Raw genomic sequence first — 17418 nt, forward strand, 5'->3', positions numbered from 1 at the left:
CTTCGGCCACAGCCGGCGCATCAAACTGTGCTACGAGAAGTGCCACGCGCACTTCCAGGCGTTCCACGACCTGACCGCCGCGATGCTCTGTTACACCCGCCTCCGCCACTACCGAAGCGGGTTGTGAAACAGGCTCTAAGCGTTCCCGCTTCTACGGAATCACCTTGTTCAACGGGTACGTGATGATCCCCGTCGCCCCCGCGCGCTTCAGCCGCGGGATGAGTTCCCGTTCTTGCTTGTCTTCCAGGATCACCTCGACCGCCACCCAATCGCCGTCGGCCAAACGGCTGATCGTCGGGCTCTTCTCGGCCGGCAGGAAGCTGGTGACCTCGGCGAGCTTCGCCTCGGGCACGTTCATCTTCAGGCCCACCTTGCTGCGGGCGGCGATGGCGCCCTGAAGCAGCATGGCGATGTTTTCCATCTTCTCGCGCTTCCACGGCACCGCCCACGCCTGCTTGTTGGCGATGAAGCGGATCGTGCTGCTGAGGATCGTGTCGATCACGCGCAGGTTGTTGGCGCGAATGCTCGAGCCGGTCTCGGTCAGATCGACGATACCGTCGAGCAGCCGGGCCTTGATCTCGGTGGTGCCCCACGAGAACTCGACGTTCACCTTCACGCCGTGCTTATCGAAGTACCTGCGGACCGTGTTCACGATCTCGGTCGCGACGATCTTGCCTTCGAAGTCCTGCACGGTCTTGATCGGGCTCTCGTCCGGCACGGCCAGCACCCACCGCGCCGGCAGGCTCGTGGCGCGGGAGTAGGTGAGTTCGAGCACCTCGACGACGTCGTCCTGGTTGCCGTTCTCGACGATCCAGTCGTAGCCGCACAGGCCGCAGTCGATGATGCCGTCGACGACGTACCGGCTGATCTCCTGCGAGCGAAACAGCACCGCCGAGATCTTGTCGTCGTCCACGCGCGGGAAGACGCTGCGGCCATCGACGCTGATCTTGTAACCGGCGCGGCCGAACAGCTCGATCGTCGACTGCTGCATTGATCCGCTGGGCACGCCGAGACGAAGGGTGGATTCGGGAAGGGTCATGGGAAAGCCGAGAAGTTAGAGGGTCGCGACGAGGTTGCAGCGATGGCTGCTTTGTTGCCAGATCAGTCTTTGGCGAGGCCGGCGGCCTGTTTCCAGATCATCAGTTGCGCCAGATGGTAATTCTCGTGCGCTAACAGCATGTAAGACAGCACGTGGCCAATCGTCGGCGCGAAACCACGAATCCGCTCGGGCGACGGCTGCTTGAAGAGCGATGGGTCGGCGCTGCGCACGACCGCGGTGACGGATTCGTGCAACGTACGCATCACCTGCATCGCCTCGGTCAACTGCGGGTAGACGCTGCGATCCGTTACCGGCTTCGAACCCGGGTGCGCCACTGCGGCCCAAGCCGGTGGGCACACAGAGGGCAGGCCGATCATCGTGGCGGTGAAGTCCAATGCCACGCACAGGTGCGTCATCGTCCAAGCGGGATGGTTGCGAACGCCCGCGGGCTGCTCGGCGGCGCGGTCGTCGGGCACGTTCGCCATCACCTCTTCAAGCCAGGCGAGCGAATCGCGAAACTGATCCAGAACGGCATCGGTAAACACCCGGTCCTCCTGTTATGCGTTGGGGCCGCACGTGGACCGTGGACAAGGTAGGCTAAGCCACCTCGTCGTGCCAACGCGCTGCCATGGGAAGCGAAACCGTCGCTGCGGCATAGCCGGGCAAATCGGTTGACCTACGCCTTCGCCTTCTTGCGGCCTTTGGCGTCGGCGACGGCGCTGCGGCAGGCGGAGAAGAAGCCGTGGAGCTCCTCGGCCTTCAGGTTGTTCTCGATGAACTTCTGGGCGTCGGGGAGCTTGGTCTCTTCTTCGAGCACGCCGTGCTCGGTCAGCAGTTCAACGATGCTGTCGTCGACCGGCATCGCGTTCCCCTCGAACGCCGTCATCATGACGTAGGCCTCGACGAACGGGTGGATGTCGGGCAGGTCGCGGAGGAACTGGCGGGCGTCGCGCTTGCTGATCTCCTTCAGGCGGTTCAGCGACAGCGTGTGCTCGCGCTCGAAGATGTTGTTGAGCGCCGTCGTGATCATCGCGACGCGCTTCTCGATGGCGGGGTAGCGGGAACCGAGCAGGCCCTGAATCTCCAGATCGGTGGCGACGCGGAACTCGTTGAGGTCGACGAACTCGTTCTCGATCGCGCGCATCGCCTCGTCGGCGCGGGCGTCGGTGACGTCGTAGCTCATCGCGCCGCGCACGAGCGCCTTGAGCGGTTCCTGTGGTTCCAGCGGCGCGGGCTTGTGCTCGCGCAGCAGCTTGCGCGCGTAAGCCTTCAGTTCCTCAGCGTGTTTCGTGGCGTTTTTCATGGGATGGTCACGGGTCGCTAACTATCGGTCACTAGCGGCCATGGCGGTGTCTCTCTTAAGTTCCTAACCGGTCGTTCGAATTCCTCTGCGAGTGACTAGTGACCAGGGACTAGTGACCCTTCCCTTGTTCATCCTGCTGAACCGACCCAGCCTCGCCGGCGCTAGTTTCGTCGCCTGAGGTGGCCTCATCTTCGTCGCCTGGGGTGGCCTCGACTTCGTCGTCGTCTTCCGTCAGCTCACCACTGGCAATCCGCCGGCGGCGTTCGGCCTCGGCCTGTTCGTCGGCGACCTTCTGCAGGAGGCTCAGCATCTCGAGTTCCTTCGGCAGCTTGTCGTCGATGTTGAACTTCAGGTACGGCGCGACCCGCAGGCTAAGGCTCTTGGTCAGCTTTCCGCGCAGCATTCCGGCCGAGTGCTTCAATGCGTTCAGGGCGGCGGTCTGTTGACCGGCCGTGCCCATGATCGTCACGAAAACGTCGGCGGTCGACAGGTCGGGCGCGACCTTCACGCGCGTCACGCTGACCACGCTGGGCAGGCGCGGGTCGTCGATGTCTCGCTGGATCATCAACGCGATCTCACGCTGAATCGTGCTGCCGAGCATTTCGGTTCTGCGGGTCATGGCCGTACCACTTCATTCATCTTCAACGCATTCAACGCAGAGACTCGGAGGTTTCGCAGAGTGACGCGGAGAGCAAAACGCCCTCCTGCAACTTCCGTCTTCTTTGCGTTTCACTGCGCGACCGCTGTGCCTCTGCGTTGAACTTCTCTTCCCACTCACAACAACTCAATCTGGTAATCCAACAGCACCGCCGACGAGTTCATCCGAATGAAGTCGACCAGCTTGCTCAGGCCGCCCTCGACGTAGCGTTTGTCGTTGCTGACCATCGCCACGCCCATGATGCACCGGCGATGCTCGTCCAAGGCACCCACCTCGGCGACGCTCACGTTGTGCCCGTGAGCGATCTTGTCCTTCAAACTCAGTACCACCCGTCGCTTGTCTTTCAGCGAGTTTGCCTCGGGGATCGACAGTTCCAGTTGGAGTACGCCAACATGCATTTGTAAGGGCGAGATTCATCTCGCCCGGTTAGGGACAACGAGGGCGACACAGGTGTCGCCCCTACAGCGTCCGTTCAAACTCTTCCGTAATGTACGCCTCTAACCGATCGCCCACGCGAACGTCCTCGTAGCCGGCGATCTTGATGCCGCACTCGAAGCCGGCCTTCACCTCGCGGACGTCGTCCTTCACTCGGCGGAGGCTTTCGAGCGTGAGCCCTTCCGTGACGATCTTGCCGTCGCGGATCAGCCGCACCTTGTCCGTGCGAAGCACGTGGCCGTCGGTGACGAAGCTGCCGGCGATGTTGCCGAGCTTCGACGCCTTGAAGACCGCACGCACCTCCACATGGCCGTGGATCTTCTCGCGCACTTCCTTCGACAACATGCCCGACAGGGCCTTCTTCAGGTCGTCGAAGATCTCGTAGATCACGCGGTACGTCTTCACGTCGATGTGGTTCTGCTCGGCCAGCGCGCGGGCGGTGTCCTCCGGCGTCACGTGGAAGCCGATGATCGCAACCTTGCGCGGCTTGCTCGGGTCGACGATGTTGATCTTCGTCGCCATCGCCAGTTCCACGTCGCTCTCGTTGATGGCGCCCACACCGCTGTGGATCACCTTCACCTGCACCTCTTCGGTGTTCTGACCGCCCACGTTGGCCACGAGCGTCTCGATCGAGCCCTGCGTGTCGGCCTTGATGATCAGGTTGATCGTGCTGACGTCCCCAGCGGCGATGCTGGCCAGCAGGTTGCCGGCCGTCACCTTCGTCTGGTTGCCCAGCGCCTCGGCACGCACCTGCGAGGCGCGTTCCTCGGCGATCGCACGGGCACGTTCGATCTCTTCCACAATGTAGAACTTCGAACCGGCGCTCGGCAGGGTCGAGAGACCCATGACGATTACCGGCATGCTCGGCGTGGCCTCACCGACCGGCTTACGACGGTCGTCGCGCAGGCCGCGAACGCGACCGTAGCCCGGGCCGCTCAGCACGACGTCACCGACGTTCAGCGTGCCGTCCTGCACCAGCACGGTGGCGATCGGGCCAAGGCCCTCGTCCACGCGCGCCTCGATCACGATGCCGCGAGCCGGGGCCGTCGGGTCGGCCTTCAGGTCGAGCAGTTCGCTCTGGTAGTCCAGGATCTCGATCAGTTCGGTGATGCCCTGGCCCGTCGTGGCGCTGGTGCGGATGACCTCCGTCGTGCCGCCCCATTCCACCGGGTTCAAATCGTGACCGGCCAACTGGCCCAGGACCATGTCGGGGTTGGCGTCGACGCGGTCGATTTTGTTCAGCGCGACCACGATTGGCACACCGGCGGCCTTGGCGTGGTTGATCGACTCGATCGTCTGCGGCTGCACGCCTTCAGCTGCACTGACGACCAGCACGACGACGTCGGTCATGTTCGCGCCGCGGGCACGCATGCTCGTGAAGGCCTGGTGGCCCGGCGTGTCGATAAACGTCACCTGGCGCTTCGCGTCCCCCTCGCCCAGCGTCACCATCCAGGCGGCGGTGTGCTGCGTGATGCCACCGGCCTCGCCGGCGGCCACGTTGGCCGAGCGGATCTTGTCCAGCAGACTCGTTTTGCCGTGGTCGACGTGACCGAGGATCGTCACGACCGGCGGGCGCTTCCTCAGGTTGGCCTCTTCCGGCACACGCGCCTGGAACTCGGCCAGCAAATCGTCTTCCAGCGTGCGGGCCTGCGCGATGCGCAGCTCGATGCCGTAATCGAGCGCCAGCGATTCAGCAACGGTCGTGTCCAGCGTCTGGTTGACGTTGGCGAAGACGCCCTGCCGCATCAGCTTCGTGATCAGCTCGTTACTCTTGACGCCCATGGCGGCCGCGAGCGATTTGACGGAGATCGGCTCCTCCATCTCGATCGGCTCGCCGCGCTCGGCCTTGCTCTTGGCGATCGAGTGCGTGCCGCGCGACGACACCTGCTTGAGGTGGCGATCGATGTTCGTGCGCGTCGCAGTAGCGGCGTTGAGCGCATCGCGACGGGCAATGAGATCGGCCTCTGTGAACTCCTTGAGCTTCTCCTCGGCCTGGCCACGGCGACCATCGGCGCCGCGGCGGATCGAGTTGCCGGCGGCCTTGCTCTTGGCCTTCTTGGCTGCCTCGGCCTCCTCCTCGTCACTCACCTTCACGCCGCGCCCGGTGGTCGGGCGTGCCGTCGAGTAACCGGCCGGGCCCGCGGGGCCCTGGTTGTCACCGATTGGACGGCGCGGCCGTGGGGCCGAGACGATGTCGGGCTTCTCTTCGCGCACCACGCGCGGGCCCTGAATCTGGGCTGGTGCCAGCGCCTTCAACTGCGGGGCGACGGCGACCGGCTTGCGGATCGGGGGGCCCTGCTGGGCGCGAATGCTGTCGATGGTAACCGTCGGACGCGACACCTGCGGACGCAGTTCGGCCGGCACGTTGCTGTGCGGCGTGCCGGTGACGGCTGGCCGCACCGGGGCAACGGGCGCCGGCGCGGGTGCACTGGCGGCAATGTTCGGTTGCTCGGGCGCCGTAGGGGCAGCCGGGTTCGGCGAGGCGGGTGGCACGACGTCGGGTGGCTGAACCACAGGCTCGTCGGCGACGACCGGCGCCACGGGGGCGGCCGGCGCCGCTACGGGCGCCACGGTCGGCGCTTCCACGACCGGCGTCGCCGGCGCATCGGTCGGTTCGGCGGGCGTCGGCGTCGTCACCGGGGCCTCCACCTTCACTTCGGGCGCGCTGGACTCATCGACCGCCGGCGCGTCACCGGCGTCGTCCGAATCCACCTTCTTGCGCGATGGCGCGCGCGACGCCTTGGCCTTGGTCGCCGTCTCAGCGGGCGCAGTGGCCACCGCGGTCCCACCGTCACCACCCTGCCCGACGAACCATTCCCGGATCGTCTCCGCCAGCCCGAGGCTGATCGTGCTCTGGTGATTGGGGACCTTGTCGGCAAGACCTTCCTCGCGACAACGCGCCAGGATCGCCTTGCTCTCGATGCCAATTTCCTTGGCCAGTTGATTGACGCGAATGCCCTTTGCCAAAACGTTCTCCGAAAGACTTCTGCGGCCACGACGCCCTAACGACAGCGTCGCGGCGACTCACCTACCTAATAGTACGTCAGTTCGTCCCAAGAGGTCGCCACCGACCTGGCCTCGGGCAAACTATTTCGATTCCTACGCCTGATCCCGCGCATCCACCGACCCGTCCGCCAGCCTGGCGGCCTCGGCGTCCTCGTCGTCGACGATGTTGTTGTCCTTCGTCGCGACGCGCTCGATGCCCGAGATCGCTTCTTCTTCAGGCGACAGGTCACCCGAACCGATCTGGATCGACTCCTTGTGCGTCACCGTCTCCGGCGACCCACCCCCACCGGCCTCCAGCGAGCCCGGCAGGTTGTCGTGGGCCGTGTCGTCCTCGAGCGATTCCTCTTCCTTCACCGCGGCCGCAGCGTTCTGCGGAAGCAACGGGTTCGCGAACGCGACGCCGTCGATGCCCCTGAACGCCGCAGCGGCCTGAGACTTGGCGCGGTTGTCGGCGGCCTTCTTCTGCTCCTGCTCGACCGCGACGATCTTCGCCTCGGCGGCGCAGCGCTCTTCGACCCGCTCGGCCGTCGCTTCGTCCAAGCCAAGCTCTTCCACCAGCGGGCCGGAACCCACCTCGCCAATGTCGCGCACGTCGATCAGGCCCATGGCGATGATCTTGTCGACGTGTTCCTGCGTGATGCCCTCGATCTCCTTCAACGTCTGATCGAGACGGGCCGTGCCGGCCTGGAACTCGGGGGGCGTCAGGATATCGACGTCCCAGCCGGTCAACCGGGCCGCTAGCCGCACATTCTGACCGCGCTTGCCGATCGCCAGCGACAGTTGATCGTCGTTCACGACGACCGTCGCCCGGCCCAGCTCAAAGCACAGCGAAACCTCGGCCACCTCGGCCGGCTTCAGCGAGTTCATGATCAGGATCTGCGACGACTCGTTCCAACGCACGATATCGATCTTCTCGCCGCCCAGCTCGTCGACGATGTTCTTAATCCGGCTGCCACGCACGCCGACGCACGCGCCCACCGCGTCCACCTTGCTGTCGATGCTGCTGACGGCGATCTTCGTGCGATGCCCCGGCTCGCGGGCCAGCGCCTTGATCTCGATCGTCCGCTCGCCCACTTCCGGCACTTCCCGCTCGAACAGCCTGCGGATCAGCTCCGGGTGGCTGCGGCTCATGATGATCTTCACGGCGCTCGGCGTGTCGCGCACTTCCAGAATCAACGCCTGAATCCGCTCGCCCGGGTTATGGCTTTCCCCCGGAATCTGCTCGCTGCGCGGCATGATGCCTTCCACGCGGCCGAGCGAGATGATCATCGTGCTGCCTTCGAACCGGGCAATGGTGCCGGTGACGATCGTGCCCACCCGATCCTTATATTCCTCGTAAATGCTGCCCCGCTCGTCCTGGCGGATGAGCTGGATCAACACCTGCTTGGCCGTCTGGGCACCAATTCGGCCCACCATGCTGATCGGCAACACTTCCCCATTGCGGGCGGCCGAGATAATGCCCGTGCCGCGCTCGAGGGTGACCTGGAACTCGCTGGTGTCTTCCGTGTTGAAGTGCTTCCGCAATGCCGACGCAATGGCCTGTTCGATGTCGGTGTAGATCTGCTCGCGTTCGATGTTCTTGTCGCGGGCAATGCCGTCGACGATGCGGATGAGTTCAGCGTTCATAAGTCACTACCTCTATTTAGTTGTACGGCCTCTTCAGTTGTACAAATCTCAAAGAGACGCGAAGGCACGAAGGAGACGCGAAGGTTCGCGAAGCAAATCCCGTTCTCTCCGTCTTCCTTCGCGATGCTTCGCGACTCCTTCGCGTCTTCGCGTCTCTTCTCTTGGCCCCAAAAACGAAGCGGGCCACCAAGCAATCTTGGCGGCCCACGATTCTACGAAAGAATCTGTGAAAACACGTCAACCCCTCATTCGGAAGACGAAATCTCCCAAATCAGGGTTACGCGGGCCGCGAAGATGGTTCCATGCTTATGCGACAGCATGGGACGATTCGCTCTGTTCGTTACCGGCGGACACGTCCGCCTCCCGGGTCAGGTTCAGGCCCGTCTCGCCGGGCTCGAACAGGTGACACTTGCTCATGTCCACATAGGCCGTCGCCGGCGCGTTCTGTTGCACCGCATGCTTGGCATCAACGCGGGCCACCACGTGGTCGTGCAGCGCGGTTTTGAGATAAACGTCCATCTCTTTGCCCAACGGTTCGGTCACGGTCGTCATCACCGGCAGCGGGACGAACGTGTCCGACGACCGTTCCAGGTGAATGTGCTCGGGCCGAACGCCCAAAATCACATGGCTGCCGACCTTCCCTGCCAGCCGGTCGCGCATGCGATCCGGGATGGCAAGCGTAAACCCGTTCCCGGGCAAGGTCAAATCGCCGGTCATCACCACCGGCTCGTCGACTTCCGCTTCCTTGGCCATTTTCTTCGCCGCCGAGCCGCTCACCTTGGCGTTCTCGAGCTTGCCTTCCTCGAAGACCATCTCGCCGTTCACCAGCTTCAACGCCCCGTCGAAGAAATTCATCGGCGGCATGCCAATGAACCCCGCCACGAACCGGTTCGCCGGCGAATTATAGGTGATGAGCGGCGTGTCCGCCTGCTGGATCAACCCATCCTTCATCACCACGATCCGATCCCCCAGCGTCATCGCCTCTTCCTGATCGTGCGTGACGTAAATCGTTGTGGTCTTTAGCCTTTGATGCAGCCGCTTCAGCTCCGCCCGCGTCGTCACGCGCAGCTTCGCATCCAGATTGGATAGCGGCTCGTCAAACAAAAACGCCGCCGGCTCGCGGACAATCGCCCGCCCCACTGCCACGCGCTGCCGCTGGCCACCGGACAGGGCCTTGGGCTTACGCTCGAGCAGGTGTTCAATATCGAGGATCTTGGCCGCGTCCATGACGCGCTTGTGGATCTGATCCTTCGGCATTTTCCGCAGCTTCAGCCCGAACGCCATATTTTTATAGACGCTCATGTGCGGATACAGCGCGTAATTCTGGAACACCATCGCGATGTCCCGATCCTTCGGCGGCACGTCGTTGACGACGCGATCCCCAATCCGGATCTCCCCCTCGCTGATCTCCTCCAGCCCCGCCACCATGCGCAGCGTGGTGCTCTTGCCGCAGCCCGAGGGCCCGACGAGCACGATGAACTCCTGATCCCGAATGCTCAGGTCAATCGCGTTGACGGCTTTGACGCCCCCGGCGTAGATCTTCGAAACCGCATCAAGTTCAACTTTGGCCATAGATAAATACCCGCGCCCACCGTGGGCAACCCGCAGTATAGATCATTCACCGCTCCCGTCAAAACGATTCCTCCCACCCCACCCCCCGCCCGGCAGAAATTGCCGCCGCGCCATCCCCGCCCAAGGATCCCCCCTCAACGCCCCCTTGGGCTCCACTCCGCACTCCGAACTCCGCCCTCCGCACTTCTTCCTCCCCGCCCGCCACCACCCATCCGCCCGCCCGCCTCGCCGTCCCGCGTCCGATATCCCCCGCCCATAAAATCGCCCCGCCCCGCCGCCAATCGCACTTTGCAACTTTCGAAGCCTTCCTTTGAAAAACAATTGCCAGCTCCGGAACTTTATTTGCCGGCTGCGGAAAAACATTTGCCAGCGCCGGAAGAAGATTTGCCAGCTCCGAAACTTTATTTGCCAGCTCCGGAGAAACATTTGCCAGCTCCGGAAAATGAGTTGCCAGCTCCAGAGTTTTATTTGCCAGCCGCGGAACTTTATTTGCCAGCTCCGACATTTTATTTGCCAGCCAACCTTTTGAATTGCTAGCTGCAGACGAAGAATCACCACCCCCACCCTTCCCCGTGCCCGCCCCATCAACAACGAGGCGTCCCCTCCCCATGGGAAAGAAACGCCCGCGATGATCTTCGACAGGTCCCCCACCGGCCCTGCTAAAGCGATTCGTTGTTGAACGCCAAGACGCCAGGGACGCCAAGCGAAGAGACGCCAGGAGAAGTCGCTGCTGTTCCGATCGCTCTCTCTTCTTTCCGGCCGTGGCGTCCCTGGCGTCCTGGCCGTCAAGCCGCTTCGCAACCCGGCCTCCCCCGTCCATCAGGGCATCGACCCGCGGAGGGCGTCGGCGAGGGTCCAGAGGGTTTGGCCAGGTTCTTTTTGGGTTTGTTCGGTCATGAGTGTCTTACGGCCTGCCGCGGGTTACGAAAGCGCGACGTTGTGATAGACCTCCTGCACATCCTCGTTCTCCTCGAGCGTCTGCAGAAGCTTCTCGAACGTGGTCAGCTCTTCCCCGCCGAGCGACTTCGTGGCGTGCGGGACGAACGTGATCTCCTGCACGTCCAGTTCGATGCCCGGCATCGCTTCGAGCACGGCCGTCTTGGCCTTGTAGAACTCGGCGGGCGGGGTGAAGACCGTGATGGCGCCGTCCTTGCTCTCGACGTCCTCGACGGCGACGTCCGCGGCGAACAGCGCCTCGATCACCTGCTCCTCGCCCTCGCCCTTGAACGAGATGACCGCCAGGTGGTCGAACGACATCACCACCGACCCGCTGGCGGACAGCTTGGCGTTCGCCCTGGCAAAATAGCTGCGGATCTCGGCGACCAGGCGCACGTTGTTGTCGGTCAGGCACTCGACGATGATCAGCGCGCCGCCGGGGCCGAACCCCTCGTAACGCACGGTTTGGAAGTCTTCGCCTCCGCTGCCGGCGGCCTTCTGGATCGCCTTGTCGATCACGTGGGCCGGGACATTCTCCTTCTTGGCCTTCTCGACGAGGCTGCGCAGGAACGGGTTGGCTGCCGGGTCGGGGACGCCGTTCTTGGCCGCCACGTACAGCTGCTTGCTGTACTTGGAATACAGCTTTGAGTTATTGGCCGCCGTCTTGAAGATCGAGGCCTTGCGTCGTTCGAATGCTCTTCCCATACGCGTTCTACCTTTTTATTTTCCGGACCGACCGTTCAACGATCGACCCGGCTCCTGCCGAATCTCGCGGCGCTGCCAGGTGTTGTTGCCCGCGCCGATCCGCTTCAGGGTGCGCTTCTTCCTCGCGGTCGCTGCAACGCTCGCCCTGTCGTGCGGCCGAGCCATTTAAACCTCCGCCGCCACCGGGAACAACTGCTGCCCCTTCTTGTCCGTCTTCACGCGTCGCTGCGATGCCGGCGCATCCAGTGGCGCCTCATCATCCTCGCCGTCGCCGCCCGCGTTGATCACCTCGTCCATCTGCTCGCTCACGTGTTGGGTCTATTCCTCACGGCGCTTTGCCTCGTCGCCCCAGCGACGCTCTTCGGTTCGCTCATCCGAGAGCGGTACCATCCTCGCCGACCTGCACGAACCCGCCGCCGCCCCCCGCCCCGCCAACGAAAGCGGGCGCGACGGCCTTTCGACCGTCGCGCCCGCGTCATTCGCTTCAATTGCCGATCACCGCTGCTCTGCATTCGGCCATCGGCGTTCGGCACTCGGCATTTCCGCCTACGCCGCCTTCAGCGTCATCGCGCTCTTCGAGTCGGTCGCGACCACGGTACCCGCTGGCAGGCTCACCCACAGCGGATCGGCCGCCGGGCCCGACTCGTCCCGGCTGTTCGTCCAGAACGCCGTAATGTAATAGACGTCGCTCGTCTCGCTCTCCGGGAACGTGATCTCCGCCGACGTCACCGTGGTGTTGGTCACGAATTTCCAGTCGCGCGACGGCGCGCCGTTGGGCCCGGGCTTGCACATCAGCACCGTTGCGCCGCTCACGCCCGCGGGCTTGCCGCGCGTGCTCACGTCCTGCCGCAGTTGGAAGTAGCCGGTGCGCCCGTCGACCTTCATCTTCTTGATGAACGGCTTCTGGCTCGGCCGCGGCTTGGGCGTCTTGTTGGTCTTGCGGACCGTGAACCCCGCGTCGATCAGCATCTGCGGCGTCACCCCGGGCATCCCCTGCACGATCGACACGATCTGCTTCAGGGTGCTCTTCATCCGCCGCAGCCACCCGTCCGTCGCCTCCACCGTGCCCTTGGTCCGGGTCGCGGGGTTGCTGGACAGCAACCACGCCTCCTGCAGTGCAGTGTTAATAGCACTGAACGTCGCCCCTAACGCCGCCGGCACGTTGTAGCCCGATGTTTCGGGGAGGACCACATCCACCACCCGCTGTGCCAACCCCACCTGTTCGACCTTCTTGCCCGGCATGTAGCTATTTCCCATGACGCTTTCTCCGACAGAGCAGCCAGCAATCCGGCCGCTATCCCATCGCCCCGCATCACGCCCACACCGTGTGGTCGAACCCGAGCGACAACCGCCTCACAAGCCGGTCAATGCTTAGATCGAGCCATTTCCGTTGCGACTTAATAACTTTGTTGACGAAAAGGCGTCTTTCGCCCGAGATCTCACTATTTTTGCGCTTTGGCTCATTGAGATGGACCCAATATCACGCGGCAGTATGTTGGCCGTTTAGATCAGGGTAAGGCGGGCCGTCACGGGATCGTAGCGGTACCTACTGATCGATTGATCTTTGACGCGCTTAATCGCCTCATCGATTGCCGAAATTGGCACGAGGAACCACTCTCGCGGCTCCACCTGCGAGCCAAAGCGATCCTTCAGTTCCACGTCCAATCGTACGGCAGCGAATACCTTGTGCAGCAATCCTTCCATGGCCTTGCGATTGATGTTCGCCAGCTTGTACTCCGCGACCACATCCACGTCGGCGAGCAAATATGTCGGGTCCTTCTTCGCGTTGCCGAGCCGGCCCTTCACGTCCCCGCCGGTCACGCCAATCTTGTGGATCAACTCACGGTGGGCGGCCACGAATGGGTGATCCGACTTGCTGCGCAGGACGTAGATCGAGCCGGCCGCCGCGTCGCCCTCATCGACGTAATCGGCGAACAACGGCGGCGCAACGTCCTCCACCGGAAGGATCATGCGGTTTCCCTCCTCGTACAACGCCCGTTTCAACGAGCGCAGCCACAAGTTCGCTTCCGTCCCGTTGTCGAAGATCACGCGCAGGCGTCGGTCCCCGGGAAACTGGGGTTTGTCGATGGGTTCGCCGGCGCTGGCAATCAGCGCCTTTTGGCCGCCGATGATGAACAGATCGCCGGGTCCGAACCGCTTGGCGTCTCTATCCCCGCGCTCCAGCTTCGCGGTCTGCCGCCTGCCCGTGCTCAGTTCATCCTGCACCTGCTCGAAGATCGGGCGAAACGCCTCGAAATCGTCGCACGGCGCGCGCCGGGCAACGTCTTCCGCGGCCGCACGCTCGGCAGTCGATCGGACGTGGACGAGTTTCGCCACATCGTTGTCCGTCGGTGCGTCCGCCTCCACCCCGAGCGCGGCAAGCAACTCGTCGTCGGTCGCCTCGTCGCTGACGACGGGGACGTCCACTTGCGCCGGTCCACTCAGCAGCTTGTGACGATCGAGCCCGCTCAGAACGGTGCGGCATTCCTCGCTCTCGCGGATTCGGTCCAATCGCACCGCGTACAGTCGCTCGAAGATGTCCCGCCCCTCGCCGTGCTGAGGCGCGCGGCCGTTCTCCTCGTAGAAGCGCTCGATCTCCTCGAACCCCGCGATAATGCGCTGCTCGCGCGGCGTTCGCCCACCCTTGTCCTCGGGCGCGGTGTCCACGCCCAACTCGCCCAGCAACTCCAAATCTTCGTCGGTCACGCGGTCGGCCATGGCTTAACCTCCTTTCGCCTGGCGTTGAAGGTACGCAATCCCCTCGGCCATTCGCTTTTCCCACGCGTCGGCGGCGGTCAGCGACGGCAGTCGGCCCTTCTCCGCCTTGAAGCGCAGCGCCCGCTTCGCCAGGTCGCGGGCCTCTTCGATCGTCATGCTCACCCGCCTGGCCGCGATCACTTCGGCCACCGCCCGCAGGCGCTCCTCGCTCATCGTCTTCGACAAAATCGCGTACGCCTCGCCGAACGGGTTGATGCGGTCGATCAGGTCGATGTCCAACTCCTGCACCGACATGCAGAATTTCCGAACGCCGTCCACGAACGCCGTGTTCGTCGACGGCTCGTCTTTCCCGACGGTGCCGGGCAATGGGTCGGTCAACGCCTTCTTCGCCTGCTGCACGAGGTTCAGCGCCGCCACCGCGTGCTGGCGGACGGCTTCCTGATCTTCCTCGTCGAGGTTGGGGAACCGTTCCTTCACGATCTTCCCCATCCTCAGCTGCGTCAACTCTTCCGGCGGCATCTCCGAGTCGAAGATGCCCCGCTCGATCGTCGGTTTGTCCTGCACGAAGCTCGTGATCAACTCCGTCAGGTCTTCCCTCACGATGCGCGTCGCCTCCGGCGACTTCGGCGCAACCAATCCTTTGATCTCCAGCTGAATCGCGCCCGTCGCCGGGTTCACGCCCACGTTCGTTCCGTTCGGATCGTACCCGCCGGTGTATTCAAAGCCGGGCGTCGCGGTGTTCGTCGGGTTCTTCGGGCGGAACTCGAACCGCGGGGCCAGCACTTGCTCCATTAACAAACTCGCCGCGATCGCCTTCAGCGTGTCGTTTACCGCTTCAGTCACGGCCGCCTCGGTGGCGTCGGGCTCGGCGATCAGGTTGGTGAACCGCGCCTTCGTCTTGCCCGGGGCGTCGCGCGTGGCCCGGCCGATGATCTGCACGATCTCCGTCAGGCTCGACCGATACCCCACCGTCAGCGCGTGCTCGCACCAGATCCAGTCGAACCCTTCCTTCGCCATGCCCAGCGCGATGATCAGGTCCACGTGGTCGCGGTTGTTCTTCTGCGTCGCGTCCCGCAGCGCGGCCGCCACCTTCTCGCGCTTGTTGGGGTCGTCATCCACCAGGTCGGCCACGCGCAGCACTTTGCCATCGGGCAGCTTGACGAGTTGAAACCCCGTCGCGTCGTCCATCCCCTGCCAGTCGCCCAAGGCGTTCAGGATGTTTTCAACCTCCTTGATCTTGTCCTTCGTGCTCTCGCGCGAGTTCACGTTGGGGATGTGCAAAATCGTCTTCTCGTGCGGGTTCAACACCTTCAAAATGCTGCCGGCGTAGCTGCCGCTGTAGAAGAAGTAGCCCAGGTCCAGCTGCTTGAGATACTGGTACCCGTTCAGCTGTTCGTAATAGGTGTAGGTGACGGTCTCAAACTTCGACTCATCGTCCGGGTGCAGCACGGCCGCGGCGTCGCCGCGGAAATAGCTGCCGGTCATAGCCACGATATGCGCCTTGCCGCGATCGATGAGCTGATGGACGTAGTCGCCCAAGCGATTGTCTTCACCCACCGAGACGTGGTGGAACTCGTCCACCGCGATTAACCGGTCGTCGAACACTTCGGCCCCGAGCTTTTCGAACGCGTAGCGGAACGTCGCGTGCGTGCAGACGAGCGCCTTCGACTCGCTCTGCAAAAACGCCTCGACCGATTTCACCTTCCCGCCGTTGTCATTGCCGGGTGCGTCGCACAGGTTCCAGCGGGGCTCGACGGTCCAGTCGTAATCGAACCCGAACTGGCTCAGCGGCTCATCATGAAAACTCGCGCCGATCGCTTTTTCCGGCACGACGATGATCGCCTGCTTCAGCTTCTGCTTGTTCAGCTTGTCCAGCGCCACGAACATCAGCGCCCGGCTCTTGCCCGAGGCCGGCGGGCTCTTGATCAGCAGGTATTGCTCGCCCCGCTTCTGCCAGACGCGCTCCTGCATCGCCCGCATGCCCATGTTGTTCGACGTCGTGCTGGTGCCGTCCCCCGCGTACTTGACGGAAATCGACGGAATCGAAGTGATGTCACTCAACGATTTACTCCCTTGATGAACCGGATATGATACACGCATGGCGACGACGACCCAGCGCACGATCCTTTCTTCCGCCAAGACCGGGACCATCTCTCCGCAGGCCGCGCGCAAATCGGTCGCGAAAGTCGCCAGAAGCTCGATGTCCGGCCGGTACACCGTGCGTTCCTACAAGGCGGCGTCAAGCGCGCGGAAGATGACCAGGAAAAAGTGAGTCGCGGTGCCCGCAATTAGCTACGGCAAGAACGTCTTCATCAACTGCCCGTTCGACGACGACTATCAACCGCTCTTCGATGCGGTCGTCTTCGCGGTGCACGACTGCGGATTCCGCGTCCGCTGTGCACTGGAAGAAGAGGACAGCGGCGAGGTGCGCGTCGCCAAGCTGTACAAGATCATTGCCGAATCTCGACTGAGCATCCACGACATCTCGCGGACCGAGGCCGTCGCCGTCGACCGGCTGCCGGTCGGGTGGACGCGCTCGATCGACGCCCACGGGTTCTCCTGCGCCAGCCGATAGCTCGCGGCGATGCGGCGCTTTTCCGCGTCGATCGACACGATCACCACCTCGATCCACTGGCCCGGCGCGAACGTCGTCTCCGCCGCCGCCGCAGCCCAGTTGCCCCACGACAACTCCGAACGGGGCACCATCGCTTGGTACGCGGTTTCCAGCTCGATGAACACGTCGTTGGCCACGCCGATCGTTCGCACGCATCCCCACGCGGGCGGCGGGGTATTGCGCGAGGATCGGCTGGTCTTCCCCGTTCCGCCGGCCGTGCATTGGCGGGACGTGTTGCCCGTAGTGCTGCAGGACGAGAACGGACAGGTGGCCAGCGCCGCGCAATTGGCCGCGCGCCCCGAGCGGCGGGCGAAGGCGCCCAAGCCCAAGCCGGTGTTGCGGGCACCGCTGATGAAGGGCGGGTTGTGGTTTGAGGAAGAGGGGATCATCGACGAACCGGCGACCGAGCTGGCGAAGGCCCGGAAGAAGCCGAAGGCGAAGATCGACCCGCGCCTGACTGCGATGGCCCGCGAGTTGCGCGATCGCTGGAGCGAGCGGCAGGATTTAATCTTGGCCCCGCCCGCCGCGGCGCACGACGTAAGGCGGTTCGTCTCGCACGAGGCTGCGACGACGGTGCCACCGCGGGCGCTGGCGGGGCCGGCGGTGAACGCACTGCCGGAATCCACCGCCCTACCGACGGCGGCGTGAGGGGCGGCAGAGAAGACATTGCCCACGAATGAGCACGAAGGGCCACGAATGAAGACAAGGCGAATGGGCCTTCGTCTTCATCCGTGCTGCTTCGTGCCCATTCGTGACCCATCCGCCGTTGATGCGATACGCTCGTCGTTCAACAACGCGTCGTTCCA

Annotated in this window: 17 protein-coding genes; 4 read left to right on the forward strand and 13 right to left on the reverse strand. The window is 63.7% G+C overall.

Features of this window, described 5'->3' with window-relative positions:
• Window positions 1–151 precede the first annotated feature (151 nt).
• The 8 genes from hisG to ugpC form a co-directional block, all read right to left on the reverse strand.
• Entirely contained in the window at window positions 152–1039 is an 888-nt protein-coding gene (gene hisG, locus VGN72_22290) for an ATP phosphoribosyltransferase (GenBank protein HEV7302083.1), read from the reverse strand.
• A 62-nt stretch (window positions 1040–1101) separates the two neighbouring features.
• Entirely contained in the window at window positions 1102–1584 is a 483-nt protein-coding gene (locus VGN72_22295; GenBank protein ID HEV7302084.1) for a DinB family protein, read from the reverse strand.
• A 131-nt stretch (window positions 1585–1715) separates the two neighbouring features.
• On the reverse strand, window positions 1716–2342 hold the full coding sequence (locus VGN72_22300; GenBank protein HEV7302085.1) for a hypothetical protein: 627 nt from the start codon (window positions 2340–2342) through the stop codon (window positions 1716–1718).
• 109 nt (window positions 2343–2451) lie between these two features.
• On the reverse strand, window positions 2452–2961 hold the full coding sequence (gene rbfA / locus VGN72_22305) for a 30S ribosome-binding factor RbfA (GenBank protein ID HEV7302086.1): 510 nt from the start codon (window positions 2959–2961) through the stop codon (window positions 2452–2454).
• Between the two features lie 155 nt (window positions 2962–3116).
• A complete protein-coding gene (locus tag VGN72_22310; protein ID HEV7302087.1) occupies window positions 3117–3398 on the reverse strand; it encodes a DUF503 domain-containing protein in 282 nt (93 codons plus the stop codon).
• A gap of 61 nt (window positions 3399–3459) precedes the next feature.
• A complete protein-coding gene (gene infB, locus VGN72_22315; protein HEV7302088.1) occupies window positions 3460–6402 on the reverse strand; it encodes a translation initiation factor IF-2 in 2943 nt (980 codons plus the stop codon).
• Window positions 6403–6534: 132 nt separating this feature from the next.
• Window positions 6535–8067 carry a transcription termination factor NusA gene (nusA, locus tag VGN72_22320; GenBank protein ID HEV7302089.1) on the reverse strand — a complete coding sequence of 511 codons (1533 nt, stop codon included), beginning with the start codon at window positions 8065–8067 and terminating at the stop codon, window positions 6535–6537.
• A 306-nt stretch (window positions 8068–8373) separates the two neighbouring features.
• A complete protein-coding gene (ugpC, locus tag VGN72_22325) occupies window positions 8374–9639 on the reverse strand; it encodes a sn-glycerol-3-phosphate ABC transporter ATP-binding protein UgpC (GenBank protein ID HEV7302090.1) in 1266 nt (421 codons plus the stop codon).
• A gap of 288 nt (window positions 9640–9927) precedes the next feature.
• Here ugpC and VGN72_22330 point away from each other — a divergent pair, with 288 nt between their 5' ends.
• Entirely contained in the window at window positions 9928–10176 is a 249-nt protein-coding gene (locus VGN72_22330; GenBank protein HEV7302091.1) for a hypothetical protein, read from the forward strand.
• 384 nt (window positions 10177–10560) lie between these two features.
• Here VGN72_22330 and VGN72_22335 read toward each other — a convergent pair whose 3' ends face one another.
• The 5 genes from VGN72_22335 to VGN72_22355 form a co-directional block, all read right to left on the reverse strand.
• On the reverse strand, window positions 10561–11280 hold the full coding sequence (locus VGN72_22335; GenBank protein HEV7302092.1) for a YebC/PmpR family DNA-binding transcriptional regulator: 720 nt from the start codon (window positions 11278–11280) through the stop codon (window positions 10561–10563).
• A gap of 165 nt (window positions 11281–11445) precedes the next feature.
• Entirely contained in the window at window positions 11446–11589 is a 144-nt protein-coding gene (locus VGN72_22340; GenBank protein HEV7302093.1) for a hypothetical protein, read from the reverse strand.
• 237 nt (window positions 11590–11826) lie between these two features.
• Window positions 11827–12537: a hypothetical protein gene (locus tag VGN72_22345; GenBank protein HEV7302094.1), complete on the reverse strand. Its 711-nt coding sequence runs from the start codon at window positions 12535–12537 to the stop codon at window positions 11827–11829.
• A 246-nt stretch (window positions 12538–12783) separates the two neighbouring features.
• A complete protein-coding gene (locus VGN72_22350; protein HEV7302095.1) occupies window positions 12784–13998 on the reverse strand; it encodes a GIY-YIG nuclease family protein in 1215 nt (404 codons plus the stop codon).
• Between the two features lie 3 nt (window positions 13999–14001).
• On the reverse strand, window positions 14002–16059 hold the full coding sequence (locus tag VGN72_22355; protein HEV7302096.1) for a DEAD/DEAH box helicase: 2058 nt from the start codon (window positions 16057–16059) through the stop codon (window positions 14002–14004).
• 37 nt (window positions 16060–16096) lie between these two features.
• Between VGN72_22355 and VGN72_22360 the strand changes: the two genes are divergently transcribed.
• From VGN72_22360 to VGN72_22370, 3 genes are read left to right on the forward strand one after another with little or no spacing between them, the layout of a single operon-like run.
• Entirely contained in the window at window positions 16097–16270 is a 174-nt protein-coding gene (locus VGN72_22360; protein ID HEV7302097.1) for a hypothetical protein, read from the forward strand.
• A gap of 6 nt (window positions 16271–16276) precedes the next feature.
• Window positions 16277–16573, forward strand: coding sequence for a hypothetical protein (locus VGN72_22365; GenBank protein ID HEV7302098.1), 297 nt, complete (start codon window positions 16277–16279; stop codon window positions 16571–16573).
• Window positions 16574–16582: 9 nt separating this feature from the next.
• Window positions 16583–17260 (forward strand): hypothetical protein, encoded by a 678-nt coding sequence (locus VGN72_22370; protein ID HEV7302099.1) that lies wholly within the window; start codon window positions 16583–16585, stop codon window positions 17258–17260.
• The last annotated feature ends 158 nt before the right edge of the window (window positions 17261–17418 follow it).

It is taken from the genome of Tepidisphaeraceae bacterium, from assembly GCA_035998445.1.
Classification (GTDB): Bacteria; Planctomycetota; Phycisphaerae; order Tepidisphaerales; family Tepidisphaeraceae; genus DASYHQ01.

Excerpts from the sequence above, each read along its gene's own strand:
- VGN72_22345 (HEV7302094.1), bottom strand. The coding sequence starts at position 12,537 with ATGGGAAATAGCTACATGCCGGGCAAGAAGGTCGAACAGGTGGGGTTG.
- nusA (HEV7302089.1), bottom strand. The coding sequence starts at position 8,067 with ATGAACGCTGAACTCATCCGCATCGTCGACGGCATTGCCCGCGACAAG.
- ugpC (HEV7302090.1), bottom strand. The coding sequence starts at position 9,639 with ATGGCCAAAGTTGAACTTGATGCGGTTTCGAAGATCTACGCCGGGGGC.
- hisG (HEV7302083.1), bottom strand. The coding sequence starts at position 1,039 with ATGACCCTTCCCGAATCCACCCTTCGTCTCGGCGTGCCCAGCGGATCA.
- VGN72_22335 (HEV7302092.1), bottom strand. The coding sequence starts at position 11,280 with ATGGGAAGAGCATTCGAACGACGCAAGGCCTCGATCTTCAAGACGGCG.
- VGN72_22300 (HEV7302085.1), bottom strand. The coding sequence starts at position 2,342 with ATGAAAAACGCCACGAAACACGCTGAGGAACTGAAGGCTTACGCGCGC.
- VGN72_22360 (HEV7302097.1), top strand. The coding sequence starts at position 16,097 with ATGGCGACGACGACCCAGCGCACGATCCTTTCTTCCGCCAAGACCGGG.
- VGN72_22370 (HEV7302099.1), top strand. The coding sequence starts at position 16,583 with ATGCGGCGCTTTTCCGCGTCGATCGACACGATCACCACCTCGATCCAC.
- rbfA (HEV7302086.1), bottom strand. The coding sequence starts at position 2,961 with ATGACCCGCAGAACCGAAATGCTCGGCAGCACGATTCAGCGTGAGATC.
- VGN72_22310 (HEV7302087.1), bottom strand. The coding sequence starts at position 3,398 with ATGCATGTTGGCGTACTCCAACTGGAACTGTCGATCCCCGAGGCAAAC.
- VGN72_22350 (HEV7302095.1), bottom strand. The coding sequence starts at position 13,998 with ATGGCCGACCGCGTGACCGACGAAGATTTGGAGTTGCTGGGCGAGTTG.